Source organism: Hydrogenophaga sp., from assembly GCF_030373225.1.
Taxonomy (GTDB): Bacteria; Pseudomonadota; Gammaproteobacteria; order Burkholderiales; family Burkholderiaceae_C; genus Hydrogenophaga.
This window is the reverse complement of record NZ_JAUCZG010000026.1, coordinates 52,039-65,738: the sequence shown is the minus strand read 5'-3', so window position 1 is coordinate 65,738 and position 13,700 is coordinate 52,039. Positions and strand designations below refer to the sequence as shown.

Here is a 13,700-nt window from a genome sequence, read left to right as displayed (position 1 = left end):
TCCACCCTCGTTCATTGAAACCCAGGGTGTTGCACTTCACTTTTGAATCCGCCGCAACTTAAGACGAAGCAGGTCATCGACAACCCGGAGCACACCGCTCGGGCGCTACCGTCTCACTGAATCAATGACCGCTTCCCAATCACGTACCACCCGGGCATCGTCGAACATCTTCGACCGCTCCAATGCAGCTGTCCGCAGACCTTCCCGCACCTTCGGATCTCGAAGCAGGCTGGCAATGGCACCGGCTAGAGCGGCGGGGTCCTCGACAGGCACGAGCAACCCGCAGCGACCGTCGTCGAGCATTTCCCGCGGACCCGCAGGGCAATCGGTCGACACGATGGCCGCACCACAGGTCATGGCTTCGGCCAAGGCCAGCGGCTGACCTTCGAAGCGCGACGACATCGCGAACACCGTTGAGTTGCGAACAAACGGAAACGGGTTGGACTGAAAGCCGGCGAAGACCACGGTGCCTTCGACGCCGAGTTCACTAGCCCGTACCCTTAGCTCGTTGAGCAGCCCACCCTGCCCAACCAATATCAGCCGATGTTGAACCCCAAGCTCCAACACGCGTGCATGTGCATCGATCAGTACGTCGAGCCCCTTCTGTCGATCGAGTCGCCCGACCGCCACCACGGTCGGACCCTCAAAAGTCGCCTGGAAGGCTTCCGGCAGGGGCTCCAAAGCTCGGGTCCGTACGCGTGCGATTGGCTGGGGTACCGAGATCACCCGAACCGTCGCGGAATCCATCCCTGAAACGACGCAGAAACCCTCGGCGGCGCCGTGGGACACCGCGACCACCGCATCCATGAACCGGTACATGCGCAAGGCGAAAGTTTGCCTCCAGCTATTCTCTAGCTTGAATCGGCTCCAATCGAAGTTGATGACGGACACGACCGGTTTACCAACCAACTTGGCTGCCAGCAGGCCCAACACCGCCGCACGACCCTCGTTCATCGCCACCACCACATCAGTCCGTCTTACTTCCCCCAAGATGTGCCAAAACAGCATGGGCAAGCGCCACCTGCTGTAAGGAGCTTGACCCAGGAAACGGGTGTCCACCCGAGACGCCACCTCCTCCGCCAATGTTCCGCCCCGCTCGTGTACAACAACACGCGGATCGTAGCGGCCCGCTGTCAGCCCATCCAGCAAGTTGAGCATCGCCCGCTCAATGCCACCACCACCAATATTGGGCAGCAGAAACAACAGCTTCACGGGGTTCGACGGGGGCTGAGTAACCGGTTGTGACACCATTTGCTGCGCGGGGAAGGGACCGTTGTGGGGTTCGTCGGGCTTGTCAGATAACACTCGGTGCCCTCCTCTTCATTGTCGCGGTGGCGCGACCAGAGACGAAACGGCATCCGGCGGTGCTCCTCGCCTTGTTCGCAAAGTTCCCTGCGAGACCAGCAGCTCGATCCAGGGGACGAATCACCTGGGCCAAGCTGGTTCGATCACATGCCATGTCTTGCATCCCCCTTGGCTTCTCATCATCAGTTCGAAAATAGGACCCGAGCTTGACCCGACAGACGCCAGACTCATTGCCGTCAACTCAAAAATGCTACTTGGATGAGCGCTCGGGGCTCTCCAAGAGAACAAAGTCCCCATGAGCAAACCCATAAAGCATTGATGCATCTTCGATACAGCGAGCAAAACAACGATACGGCCCGGCCCAATCTCGACCATTAGCCGCTCCAAGACAATGTGGGGGGGTGACTCCGCCCTTGCGCCTCGCCGATGTTGCGTAGAAATGCGTCTACTCACCACTGGTGGAGCTGCGCAGTTAAAACTACAACATCGTGATAATACTTGAAGCCACCTCGAAAACTGAACCCCCCGGGGCGGTTCAGTCCAAGGGCATTGTCCTCAATCACATCCAGACTGGAAAGCCTGCCCAAAACGCCTATGTCGAACGCTTCAACAAGACCTACAGCACCGAGGTGCTGTGCTGCTTTGTGTTCGATTCAATGCAGGAAGTCAGAGACATGACCGCTGACTGGCTGGAGTTGACCCACTTCGGTGGACGGCTGATGGTTTGATTCTCAAATCGCCTTGCTTTGTATGGGCTGATTCACTTAGAACGAACTTGGAACCGCCCGCGAGTTAGTTGCCTCGATCAGATGCGGGCCGTTGAAGGTTGTGGTGTTACCCACGCTTGCGTTAGGTGCGCCGGTGGTGGCCGACACAACCGGCCCGCGCCCGAAGTCGCGCCGGTTGTTACGCCAGAAAACATACTGACCGCCGATCTCGCCTCCCTGGATCATCCGGCCCACGTTTCCAGAGACGCCGAAAACGTTGTCTTCCCATCCGATTAGCCTGGGGTAGACCAGTCGATCGCCCGAGGGATTGCCTCCGCCTGCAACGGCCACGCCGTTGGTCAGGAAAGACCCACTCGCATGCAACTGGTTGTTCTGAAGGATCTGCTTCTCGCTGATGTAACCATAGGCTTGGCTACTGGATGTTCCGTTGGTGGGACCCACGGTATCGTCGTCGCGCCATTGCGTTTGGGTCTGTCCACCGGTAGCCAGCATCGAAATGAGCGTTCCGTTCCCCAAACCCCCGTCCACCTGAGAAAACCAGAGGTTGTTCCGGAATGTGAAGTTGGATCCGTACACCCGCAGCATGGCATAAGTAGTTGGACCGTTCTCAGCATGTACGAACCGGGTGTTGCGGGCGTGCAGCCCATTGAAAGTCCCAAACATGATGTACCCGCTCCCGGCTGCCGTGCTGCGAAGCTCGGTATCCTGGAAAAATAGGCCCCGGCCAAAGCGGACATTCGAGCGAGCGATATCGGTGCCTTCATGCCAGAGGAATACCGCTCCTGCGTCAGAGAACCTGCGAACGACTCCGCCGATCACCCCCACGTAGTCATAGCCACGCTGACCAACTTGGAAGTGACCGATATCCACGTTGACCAGTCGAATGTGGGCTGCGCGAAATTCCACTGGTCGCGTCGCCAAGGCCTTGCTGCGCCCGTCTGGACTAAATGTGGAGATCGTGGGGTCTGCCCCGGTGCCCACCTTTTCAATCACGATGTTGTGCCGACCACCCGTTTCCAGCGCCCCGAACGATCGATAGTCGCCATTGGCTTCGAGGGTGTATCGGTTACCGCTGACGAAGTTGGGCCAGCGACCATCCGTGGGTCGGATCGGGAATGGAGCCGGCGGAGCGTTGACGACGACGTTCAGCTGAACGTCAGCCTCGTTGCCGAGCGCATCACGGGTGCGCAGTCGCACGGGATAGGAGCCCGGGGTTTGATACACGTAAGAGAAGACGGGCGGCCCCGTGTCTTCGTCTCGCGAATATGACGAACCCTGCGGATACTGCCAGACGCCACCGCGGTTCTCGCCGTAGTTCAGGCGGTAGCCTGTCATCAGGAAGGCGTAGGCTTCCGGATCGGTGATCGCCGATTGGGCTCGAAGGGCGGCCGGTGCCCGGGTGCCTGAGCCATCGAACTTGACCAGGAAAGGAGCGACGCCGGTCACCGTGGTTTGACCGGAGACCACCCGGACCGACTGTCGAACGCCCTGAGCGTCCACGTATTCGACTGCCAGCGCGGGCGAAAGGATGTCATTGTTCGTGGTGGGGGGAGCTGGAGCTGGAGCTGGAGCTGGAGCTGGAGCTGGAGCTGGAGCTGGAGCTGGAGCGGGTGCTGGAGCGGGTGCTGGAGCGGGTGCTGGAGCGGGTGCTGGAGCGGGTGCTGGTGCCGGAGCGGGTGCTGGCAGGGGGGCAGGTGCCGGCTTTTGAAGGGGCGCCTGTGCGAGAGCGTCACCGATGATCGCCCCTCCACCGGTGCTCTCTGCTCCCCCGCCGCCACCGCAGGCACTCAAAGCCAGCAGGCAACACAGCACGACGGGAAGGCGCGGCGTATTCGCCAGCGGCGAGTTTTCAAAGATGGCGTGAGTCTTCATGAGATTTAAAAATTGACTGAAAAGAGGAGAGGTGTGTGGGCCGGCGCCCCCATCACAGGGGCATTGAGATTGGTATCACCCTGATTCGATTGCAGTGTGACTTACCCCACAGTATTCGAAGTTGACCCGAGTGATCAAACGGCAGAAGCAGTCGATTGAACGGAGTATCTCGGCAATTCAGGCGGGCCACGCCACCTCTCGTTAATCCGCGTAAGTGGTTGTTTTCATTGAGGAAGGCGCTGAAGGCTCATTTTCCCTGCACACCCGCAAGGAACTTGAAAATTGCGTGAAAGCGTCCGTCACAAAGTGACACATTTGATACAGGCTGTCTTCAATCGACATGCGGCAAAGTAAATTCAATTGACTCACCGGTTGAAATCAACAAAGCCCATTAGTACTATTTGATTGGTTGATTCGAAGACTTTGCGATGGGAAGAGCATCCTGCAGATGCACCAGGCGCTGGCACAAAGACGCCAATGCCGGCCTGCAACTGAGGAGGCAAAGCACATGATGCCTGGCTCGACTCGCCGTCTCTCGCCAGGCCATGCCTCAACCCCGCTGCCGCAACGCCTCGTAAAGGCACACCCCACTCGCCACCGACACGTTCAGGCTCTCCACCGCGCCGTGCATGGGGATGCTCACCAGTTCGTCGCAGGTCTTGCGGGTGAGTTGGCGCATGCCGGTGCCTTCGGCGCCGAGCACCAGTGCCACTGGACCTTTGAGTTCGACCTGATACAGCGTCTTCGGTGCGTCGTCGGCGGTGCCGATGATCCAGATGTTGCGTTCCTTGAGTTCACCCAGGGTGCGGGCCAGGTTGGTGACCATGAAGTACGGCATGGTCTCGGCTGCGCCGCTGGCCACCTTGGCCACGGTGGCGTTGATGCCGGCGGCGTGGTCCTTGGGTGCGATCACGGCGTGGGCACCGGCGCCGTCGGCAACCCGCAGGCAGGCGCCGAGGTTGTGCGGGTCGGTGATGCCGTCGAGCACGAGAAGCAAGGGCGGCACGCCCGTGGCTTCGAGTTGCTCCAGCAACTCGTCGAGCGAATGCACCTGCTTGATCTCCTCCACGCGCGCGGCCACGCCTTGGTGGCCGTGACTGCCTGCCAGCTTGGCGATGCGCAGGCCGTCGGCCTCGATCAGGCGGGCGTTGGCCTCGCGCGCCTTGTCTAGGAACTGGCGCATGCGCGCATCGCGGCGCGTGGGCTCGTAATAGATTTCAATGATGGACTGCGGCGCGGTTTTCAGGCGCACGCCCACGGCGTGAAAGCCGAAAAGCACTTTGGGAGAAGACATGCCCGGATTATCCCCTCCGGGCCCAGGCGGGTTCAGGCAATGAGCGCGGCCTCTTGCCCCTCTGGCACCACCTGCCCGGCCTCGATGGTGATGCGCCGCTCGCAGCGTTGGGCAATGCCGCGGTCGTGCGTGACCAGCACGAGCGTGGTGCCCTGCTCGCGGTTGAGGTCGAACATGAGCTCCATGATCTTGCCGCCGGTGGCGAAATCAAGGCTTCCGGTGGGCTCGTCGGCCAGCAGCACCGCGGGCTGCACGACAAAGGCCCGAGCCAGCGCCACACGCTGCTGTTCACCACCAGAGAGCACCTTGGGGTAGCTTGACAAGCGTTCTCCAAGGCCCACGCGCTGCAGCATGTGGGTGGCGGTGGCTCGTGCGTCGCGGCGCCCGGCCAGTTCCAGCGGCAGCATCACGTTCTCCAGTGCGGTGAGGTTGCCCAGCAGCTGGAAGCTCTGAAACACGAAACCGACCTTCTGTGAACGCAGCGCGGCACGCTGGTCTTCGTCCAGCGCGAACAAATCAACGCCGTCGACGTGAACTGTGCCGCTGGTGGGGGTGTCCAAACCGGCCACGATGGACAGCAGCGTGCTCTTGCCCGACCCGGACGCACCCACGATGGCGGCGGTCTCCCCTTTGTTCAGGGTGAAATCGATATCGCGCAGAATGGTCAGCGACCCGGTGGAGTCGGTCACCGACTTGAACACATGCTGGACCGCAATCATCACATCGGACATGGAAGGACTTCTCAAGTTGAAACGCCGTCACTTTAACGCGCTGGTCTGCAGCGTGTGCGCGCTCGCCGCTGCAGGGTCTTTGGGCCAGGCGCTGGCGCAAGCCCCGGCACAGGCCGCAAGCCAGGCGCCGGTGATCCTGGTGGTGGGCGATTCATTGAGTGCCGAGTACGGCCTCAAGCGCGGCACCGGCTGGGTCGCACTGTTGGGCGAGACCCTGGCCAAAGAGAAAGTGAAGGCGCGCGTGGTCAATGCCAGCATCAGCGGCGACACCACCTCGGGCGGTCGATCACGCATCGCCGCGCTGCTCAAACAGCACCGGCCCAAGTGGGTGGTGATTGAGTTGGGCGGCAACGACGCCCTGCGCGGCCTGCCGCTGAACATGACGCGCGACAACCTGGCCACCATGGCCCGCCTCTCCCGCGAGGCGGGCGCGCAGGTGCTGCTGCTGGGCATGGAGATGCCGCCGAACTACGGCGCGAAGTACGCGCAGGAGTTCCGCGACGTGTTCACCGCTGTGGCCAAGGCCGAACAGACCGCGCTGGTGCCGTTTTTCCTCAAGGGCGTGGCAGACACGAAGGACCCCACCGCCCTGTTCCAGAACGACCGCATCCACCCGAATGAGCTCGCACAGCCCACCATGCTCGACAACGTCTGGCCCGAACTTCGCAAGTTGATCGCACGCCGATAATCGGCCATGCCCGTCCATACCCTGAATGCCACCGAGGCGCTGAGCCGCCTGGCCGACTTCGACCTGATCATCGACGCCCGCACCGAAGACGAGCATGCGCTCGACCACGTGCCGGGTGCAGTGAACTGGCCCACACTGAACAACGCCGAGCGCATCACCATCGGCACGATGTACAAGCAGGTCAACCCGTTCGAGGCCAAGAAACGTGGCGCCGCGCTCTCGGCGCGCAACATCGCGGCCCACATCGAACGCGAGGTGATCGACAAACCTCGCACCTGGAAGCCGCTGGTGTACTGCTGGCGCGGCGGCAACCGCAGCGGCGCGCTGGCCACCATCCTGGGCGCCATCGGTTTTCATGTCACCTTGATCGAGGGCGGCTACAAGGCGTGGCGCGCGGCGCTGGTGGACTCCTTGCCGGCCCAGGCGTCCCGTCTGCACTACCGCATCGTCTGCGGCCCCACCGGCAGCGGCAAGACGCGCCTGCTGCAGGCCCTGGCGGCTCAGGGTGCGCAGGTGCTCGACCTTGAAGCGCTGGCCAGCCACCGCAGTTCGGTGCTCGGTCACATTCCGGGCCAACCCCAACCCAGCCAGAAGCGCTTTGACTCGATGGTGTGGGAGGCCTTGCGCGGCTTCGATCCATCGCGCGTGGTTTACGTGGAGAGTGAAAGCAAAAAGGTGGGCAATGTGCGCATCCCCGACGCTCTCATCGACGCCATGCGGGCCAGCCCCTGTATCGACCTGCGCCTGTCGGACACGCAGCGTGTGGCCCTGCTGCTGGAGGACTACGACTTTTTCGTGAAGGACCCGGCGTCTTTTTGCTCACGTCTGGAAGCCTTGACGGAGTTGCGGGGCAAGGAGGTGGTGTCGGGCTGGATCGAAAAGGTGAATCAGGGGCAAACGCCTGAGGTGGTGCTGGAGCTGCTGACCCGCCACTACGACCCGATGTACGCCCAGTCGATCGGACGCAATTTCAAACAATTTCCGCAGGCCCTGCCCTGTGAGCTGCGGGACCGTTCAGCCGAATCGCTGAACGAAGCTGCGCGGTCCTTGCTGCAACGCGATTGACCGCTTGCGATCCCTCGGCCTGAGCAAGCTGCCCGGGCCTGGGGAACGCGACCCACTCAGTCGCCCGACCCTGCGCCGTCGCCGCCCGCAGCGCCGTCCGGTGTGTCGTTGCTCTGTTCTTCGGGCCCATCGGTGTCGTCGTGACGGCGGCCTTCGGCCTTGGCCTTGAGCTTTTCCTCTTTCTTTTTCTTCTTGGCAAGCTCGCGCTGGCGTTTTTCGTATCCGTAGTTGGGAGTAGCCAAATCAGTCTTTCAGGTCTGTTGAAACGAAGGGGTCAGGCTTGCAAGGCAGCGAGGGCCTGCGCAAGGTCGGCACGCAGATCGTGCACGGATTCCAGACCGACCGCAAAGCGTACCAGACCACCGGCGTGCGGCCAGGCCCGGGTTCGAATCGAGGCCATGTCGTACGGCGCGCACAGGCTGGTCGGCCCGGCCCAGCTCCAGCCCAGCCGGAACAATTTGAGGCTGTCGCAGAACGCATCAATGCGCTGTTGCGGGATGGCGGGGTCGAACACAGCGCTGAACAGGCAGGCGGCTGCGGTCGCATCGCGCTTCCAGGTGGCGTGGCCCGGCGAGCCGGGCAAGGCCGGGTGCAGGACCTGCACCACGCCGGCCTGGGCCTGCATCCATTCGGCCAAGACACGCGTACTGCTGTCCTGGGCTTCGTAGCGCAGGGCCACGGTGGGCAGGTTGCGCAGCACCAGCTCGGCGTCGTTGGCGGCCACGGCCAGGCCCAGGCGCATGTGGGTGAGCAGCACCTGACGGTGCAGGGCCAGATCGCGCGTGACCACCGAGCCCATCAAGACATCGGCGCCGCCGCTGGGGTACTTGGTGAGCGCCTGCATCGAGATGTCGACACCCAGATCGAACGGGTTGAACGCGACACCTGCGCCCCAGGTGTTGTCCAGAACGGTGACCACAGGGCGCAGGCCGGCCCGTCCCTGATTGGCCTGCTGCACACGTGCCACCAACGCGGGAATGTCGGGAAACTCCAGCGTGATCGAGCCCGGGGCTTCCAGCCAGACCAGCCGGGTGGCGGGCGAGAGTTGCCGTGCCAGGTCGTCGGGATCCAAGGCGTCGAAAAAGCGGTGGGTGATGCCCCAGGCCGCGAGCTCGACCGCAGCGAAGGCCTTGCCCGGACCGTAGGCATTGTCTGGAATGAGCACCTCGTCGCCGCTGCGCAGCAAGGCCATGTCGACCAGCGTCACCGCCGACAGTCCGCTGGGCACAAGCACACAGTGCGTGCCGCCCTCCAGGGTGGCAATGCGCTCTTCCAGCGTGAAGGTGGTGGGCGTGCCGTGCAGGCCGTAGGTGTACCCGCTCTTGTCTTTCCAGTCGTAGGTGCGCAGCGCCTGAACGTTGGGAAAGAAAACGGTGGAAGCCTTGTGCACACCCGGCGCCACCGCCTCGAAGCCTTCGGGGGGCTGGTAAGGGTGGTGAATCAGGCGGGTGGAAAGATCTTTCATGAGCGTTTCGCCGCCGGGCCGCCCCAAGGCGAAACACGCCCCCCTGGGGGGCAGCGACCCGCGCAGCGGTGAAGCGTGGGGGTCACCATGTTCAGAGCTTCCACTTTTCCAGCAACTGGGCCGGGCGCAGGCTGTCGTAGCCTTCAAAAGGCTGGTGGATCCAGGGATTGGTGGGCAGGAATTCCACCGAATAGTCGGGCGCAAAGGCCGACAGCTGCTTGGTCCAGATCACCGCGCTGCGCATCTCGGTGATGGGCGCGTAGTTGTTCTTGAGCATGTCGATCACCGCCTTGAGCGTGTGACCGGAATCGGCCAGATCGTCGACCAGCAGCACCTTGCCGGCAATTTCACCCTTGGGCGTGGTGATGTAGCGCGCGATGTCCAGGTTGCCCTGCTGGGTGCCGGCGGCGGCCCGGTAGGAGCTGGTCGACATGATGGCCAGCGGCTTGTCGAAAATGCGCGAGAGGATGTCGCCGGGGCGCATGCCGCCGCGCGCCAGGCACAGGATGGTGTCGAACTCCCAGCCCGACTGGTAGACCTTGAGCGCGAGCTTCTCGATCAGGTTGTGGTACTCGTCGTACGAAACATAGAGGTGTTTGCCGTCTTCGGTGAGCATGCGGACTCCGGGTGGGGGTATCGGTCTGGATTTTGCACGATGCACGGCCCGGCGGGCCGCGCAAGGCTCGCGATGGCCGCTCAGCCGTGGTACGGGTGGTGCAGCAGGATGGTGTGGTCGCGGTCGGGGCTGGTGGACACCACGTGGATCGGCACGCCCGTGGTCTCCTGAATGCGCTGCAGGTACCGGCGCGCGTTCTCTGGCAGTTTGTCGTATTGCGTCACGCCCACCGACGAATCGGTCCAGCCCGGCAGCGTTTCGTAGATCGGCTTGCAGCGCGCGATGTCTTCGGCACCCAGGGGCAAGATGTCGATGACTTCGCCGTCCAGTTCATAGCCGGTGCACAGCTTGAGCTCGGTGAGGCCGTCCAGCACGTCGAGCTTGGTGATGCACAGGCCGGTGAGGCCGTTGACCTGGGCCGAGCGCTTGAGCAGCGCGGCATCGAACCAGCCGCAGCGGCGGCTGCGTCCGGTGGTCACGCCCTTCTCGGCGCCCACGGTGGCCATGTGCCAGCCCGGTGTGCCCTCCTCCTCCCAGTCGAGTTCGGTCGGGAACGGTCCGCCGCCCACGCGGGTGCAATAGGCCTTGGTGATGCCCAGCACGTAGTGCAGCAGGCCCGGGCCCACACCGGCACCGGCAGCGGCGTTGCCGGCCACGCAGTTGCTGGAGGTGACGAAGGGGTAGGTACCGTGATCGATGTCGAGCAGCGTGCCCTGGGCGCCTTCAAACAGCAGGTTGGCGCCGGCCTTGTGCGCATCGTTGAGCTCGCGCGACACGTCGGCAATCATGGGCTTGAGCAGTTCGGCCTGTTGCAGGGCTTCGGCATACACCGCGTCGAACTGGATCGCGCCGTCTTTCATGTAGGCAGCGATCTTGTCGTCCCAGACCATGTCGGCCGAGTGCAGCCAGGTGGTGAGCATGTGGTTGTGCAGGTCGAGCAACTCGCGCAGCTTGGCGGCGAAGCGCTCGGGGTAGCGCAGGTCCTGCACCCGCAGCGCCCGTCGTGCGATCTTGTCTTCATAGGCCGGGCCGATGCCACGGCCGGTGGTGCCGATCTTCTCGGTGCCGGCCTTGACCTTGGCGGCCTCGCGCGCGATGTCGATCGCGGCGTGGAAGGGCAGGATCAGGGGACAGCCCTCGCTCACGCGAAGACGCGAGCGCACTTCGACGCCGGCCTTCTCGAGCCCGGCGATCTCCTCGAACAGCTTGCCCACCGAGAGCACCACGCCGTTGCCGATGTAGCACTTGACGCCGGCGCGCATGATGCCGCTGGGAATGAGGTGCAAGGCGGTTTTCACACCGTTGATGACCAGCGTGTGGCCGGCGTTGTGGCCGCCCTGGAAGCGCACCACACCGGTGGCGGTTTCGGTGAGCCAGTCAACCAGCTTGCCTTTTCCCTCGTCGCCCCACTGGGTTCCCACCACCACCACGTTGCGACCGGGTGTCACGGCGCTGCTGCTGTTCGTCATTGGCTGATTTCCGTTTCAATGTTCTTGACTGTCCAGGCGCCCGCGCGGGCCGCATCGGGCACCAGTTCGCGGTCGCAATGAAATTCATCGACCTGGTGTTCGTGACCGGGCAACACGCACACCACCGTGTGGCCTTGCGCGCGCAGGCCGGCAACGGCGTCGCGAAGGCTGGCGTCCATGCCCCAGGGCGCGCGTATCGCAGCCGCCAGGGGACGCGGTGCCACCGCGGCCACCAGTTCCTTGAGATCCAGACTGAAGCCCACCGCAGGACGGTTGCGGCCGAACACGGCGCCGACCTCGTCGTAGCGGCCACCGCGCGCCAGTTCCAGCGCCTGGCCGGAGCTGCCCTGCCCTGCCCGGGCAAACAGCGCAAAGCGCATGCCGGTGTAGTAGGCATACCCGCGCAGGTCCGCCAGGTCGATCGACACCTCCATGCCCTGTGCGTGCGAGGCGAGCCAGCGCAGGCCGTCCAGCGCGGCATGCAGTGCAGGTGAGCCCTGCAGTGCCTGGCGTGCTTCATCGAGCACGCCCACATCACCGAACAGGCGCGGCAGTGCGCAGAGATCCCGGCGCACGTCGGCCGGCAAGTCGCGCGCGAGCACCTGAAGCTCGGCCACGTCCTTGGCGTTGAGCGCTGCGTGAATGCGGGTCTCCTGGGCGCTGGTGAGTGCCACCGGGGCCAACACCGCGTCGATCACGCGCACATCGGCCATGTCGAGCTGCAGCCCGGTCACGCCAGCGCACAAGAGGCATGCCTGCGCGAGTTCGATCACCTCCAGATCGGCTTCCTGGCCGGCATGGCCATAGATCTCGGCGCCGAACTGCAAGGGTTCGCGGCTGGCCAGTGGGCCGTCGATGCGGGTGTGCACCACCGGTCCGCAATAGCTCAGGCGAGCCACCCCCTGGCGATTGAGCAGGTGCGCGTCGATGCGGGCCACCTGCGGTGTGCTGTCGGCGCGCAACCCCAGTGTGCGACCCGAGAGCTGGTCGACCAGTTTGAAGGTTTGCAGGTCGAGCGCTTCGCCCGTTCCGGTGAGGAGCGACTCGAGGTGCTCCAGCAACGGTGGCATCACCAGCTCGTAGCCGTAGCTGCGGGCGGTGTCGAGCAAGCTCCTGCGCAATTCTTCGATGTGGCGGGCCTCGGAAGGCAGGACATCGGCTATGTGATCCGGGAGGACCCAGGCAGACATGGGCATTTTCAGGAGCTGTTAAATCCGCGATTTTACCGGGGTGAACCAGGGTATCCATCGCGGCGTCGCGCGAGATGCATGAAGCGGGCGAGCCGGTCTCCCGAACGGCGAGAAAAACTCAGCCGAACAGCCAGACCATCAGGCCGCCCATTGCCACGCAAATGAGGCCGAAGAAACGCAGTTGCCCGTCACGCAGCCCGAGCATTTCGGAGAAGACCCTGCGCCACAAGCGCGGTGCGAGCAGCGGCAGGAGGCCTTCGAACACCAGCACCAGGGCCAGTGCGGTCCAGATCGGGTCCACGTCGGGATGGCCGCAAAGTCAGCGCAGGTGAAGGGTCCAGCCTGGCGCCGTCGACCTCACCGGGCGGGCGCCAGGTTGCTGCTGCGCAGCGACTTGAAGAAGTCGGACGAGGGATCGACCACCAGCACGTCGGACTTGCTGGCAAAGCTCGACTTGTAGGCCTCCAGGCTGCGGTAGAACTGGGCGAATGCCGGGTCGCGGCCGAACGCTGCAGAGAACGACGCAGCCGCCTTGGCGTCTCCTTCACCCTTGATGAGCTGGGCATCACGGTAGGCCTCGGACACGATCACCTCGCGCTGGCGATCGGCATCGGCACGGATCTTCTCGCCCTCGGCAAAGCCGGTGGACCGCAACTCGTTGGCGACGCGTTTGCGCTCGGCTTCCATCCGCTGGTACACCGATGCGGTGATGCTCTCGGCGTAGTCGACGCGCGTGATGCGAACATCGACCACGTCCATTCCCCAGGGCTTGTCGGCGCTGCGCACGGCAGCCAGCACTTCGCGCTTCACGTCGGCCATCAGCTCTTCACGCCGGGTCGACAGCAGTTCGTTCACGGTGCGCTTGTTCACTTCCTGCTGGAACGAGTTGCGCACCACCCGGTTGAGCTGCAATGCGCCCGCGCGCTCGTTGATCCCGACGTTTCGGATGTACTCCTGCGGCTCGGCGATGCGCCAGCGCACGTACCAGTCGATCACGACGCGCTGCTTCTCGGCGGTGAGCGTCGGCTCGGTGTCGGTGCTCTCCAGGGTGAGCAGGCGCTTGTCGATGTAGGACACGTTCTGGAACGGTGGCGGCAGCTTGAAGTTCAGGCCCGGCTCGGTCACGACCTGCTTGATCTGACCCAGTTGGAAGACCACGCCGAACTGGCGCTGGTCGACCACGAACAGCATGGAGCTGGCAATGGCCAGCGCCACGACAAGGCTGGTGAGGATGAAACCCAATTTGTTCATGTGCGTTGCTCTTTGATCTCGTGGGC

The 13,700-nt window shown here is 63.5% G+C and carries 14 protein-coding genes; 3 read left to right on the top strand and 11 right to left on the bottom strand.

What is annotated here, in order from left to right; all coding sequences use genetic code 11:
- Nucleotides 1-105: 105 nt before the first annotated feature.
- On the bottom strand, nt 106-1,212 hold the full coding sequence (locus QUV35_RS14375; protein ID WP_300875419.1) for a glycosyltransferase: 1,107 nt from the start codon (nt 1,210-1,212) through the stop codon (nt 106-108).
- Between the two features lie 581 nt (nt 1,213-1,793).
- Here QUV35_RS14375 and QUV35_RS14370 point away from each other — a divergent pair.
- A complete protein-coding gene (locus tag QUV35_RS14370; RefSeq protein WP_300875416.1) occupies nt 1,794-2,033 on the top strand; it encodes an integrase core domain-containing protein in 240 nt (79 codons plus the stop codon).
- A 36-nt stretch (nt 2,034-2,069) separates the two neighbouring features.
- Here the strand turns inward: QUV35_RS14370 and QUV35_RS14365 are convergent, their stop codons facing one another.
- The 3 genes from QUV35_RS14365 to QUV35_RS14355 form a co-directional block, all read right to left on the bottom strand.
- The gene (locus QUV35_RS14365) at nt 2,070-3,533 is read right to left on the bottom strand and encodes a hypothetical protein (protein WP_300875414.1); all 1,464 of its coding nucleotides are present in this window, start codon (nt 3,531-3,533) and stop codon (nt 2,070-2,072) included.
- 922 nt (nt 3,534-4,455) lie between these two features.
- Nucleotides 4,456-5,199 (bottom strand): 23S rRNA (guanosine(2251)-2'-O)-methyltransferase RlmB, encoded by a 744-nt coding sequence (rlmB, locus tag QUV35_RS14360; RefSeq protein WP_300875411.1) that lies wholly within the window; start codon nt 5,197-5,199, stop codon nt 4,456-4,458.
- Nucleotides 5,200-5,231: 32 nt separating this feature from the next.
- Nucleotides 5,232-5,930: an ABC transporter ATP-binding protein gene (locus tag QUV35_RS14355; protein ID WP_300875409.1), complete on the bottom strand. Its 699-nt coding sequence runs from the start codon at nt 5,928-5,930 to the stop codon at nt 5,232-5,234.
- Between QUV35_RS14355 and QUV35_RS14350 the strand changes: the two genes are divergently transcribed.
- Complete coding sequence (locus QUV35_RS14350; protein WP_300875406.1) at nt 5,929-6,618, top strand: arylesterase; 690 nt, start codon at nt 5,929-5,931, stop codon at nt 6,616-6,618. The two genes, QUV35_RS14355 and QUV35_RS14350, sit on opposite strands and share 2 nt — an antisense overlap.
- 6 nt (nt 6,619-6,624) lie before the next feature.
- Nucleotides 6,625-7,683 carry a tRNA 2-selenouridine(34) synthase MnmH gene (gene mnmH, locus QUV35_RS14345; protein ID WP_300875402.1) on the top strand — a complete coding sequence of 353 codons (1,059 nt, stop codon included), beginning with the start codon at nt 6,625-6,627 and terminating at the stop codon, nt 7,681-7,683.
- A 56-nt stretch (nt 7,684-7,739) separates the two neighbouring features.
- Here the strand turns inward: mnmH and QUV35_RS14340 are convergent, their stop codons facing one another.
- From QUV35_RS14340 to hflC, 7 genes are all read right to left on the bottom strand, one after another.
- Nucleotides 7,740-7,925 (bottom strand): hypothetical protein, encoded by a 186-nt coding sequence (locus QUV35_RS14340; protein ID WP_300875399.1) that lies wholly within the window; start codon nt 7,923-7,925, stop codon nt 7,740-7,742.
- Between the two features lie 32 nt (nt 7,926-7,957).
- Nucleotides 7,958-9,148 carry a PLP-dependent transferase gene (locus tag QUV35_RS14335; RefSeq protein ID WP_300875396.1) on the bottom strand — a complete coding sequence of 397 codons (1,191 nt, stop codon included), beginning with the start codon at nt 9,146-9,148 and terminating at the stop codon, nt 7,958-7,960.
- Nucleotides 9,149-9,239: 91 nt separating this feature from the next.
- On the bottom strand, nt 9,240-9,764 hold the full coding sequence (locus QUV35_RS14330; protein WP_300875393.1) for a phosphoribosyltransferase: 525 nt from the start codon (nt 9,762-9,764) through the stop codon (nt 9,240-9,242).
- Between the two features lie 80 nt (nt 9,765-9,844).
- Entirely contained in the window at nt 9,845-11,233 is a 1,389-nt protein-coding gene (locus tag QUV35_RS14325) for an adenylosuccinate synthase (RefSeq protein ID WP_300875390.1), read from the bottom strand.
- Nucleotides 11,230-12,423 carry an ATP phosphoribosyltransferase regulatory subunit gene (locus QUV35_RS14320; RefSeq protein WP_300875387.1) on the bottom strand — a complete coding sequence of 398 codons (1,194 nt, stop codon included), beginning with the start codon at nt 12,421-12,423 and terminating at the stop codon, nt 11,230-11,232. The genes QUV35_RS14325 and QUV35_RS14320 overlap by 4 nt, the downstream gene beginning before the upstream one ends.
- 118 nt (nt 12,424-12,541) lie before the next feature.
- Nucleotides 12,542-12,724 (bottom strand): DUF2065 domain-containing protein, encoded by a 183-nt coding sequence (locus QUV35_RS14315; RefSeq protein WP_300875385.1) that lies wholly within the window; start codon nt 12,722-12,724, stop codon nt 12,542-12,544.
- 56 nt (nt 12,725-12,780) lie between these two features.
- A complete protein-coding gene (hflC, locus tag QUV35_RS14310) occupies nt 12,781-13,674 on the bottom strand; it encodes a protease modulator HflC (RefSeq protein WP_300875382.1) in 894 nt (297 codons plus the stop codon).
- Nucleotides 13,675-13,700 lie beyond the last annotated feature (26 nt).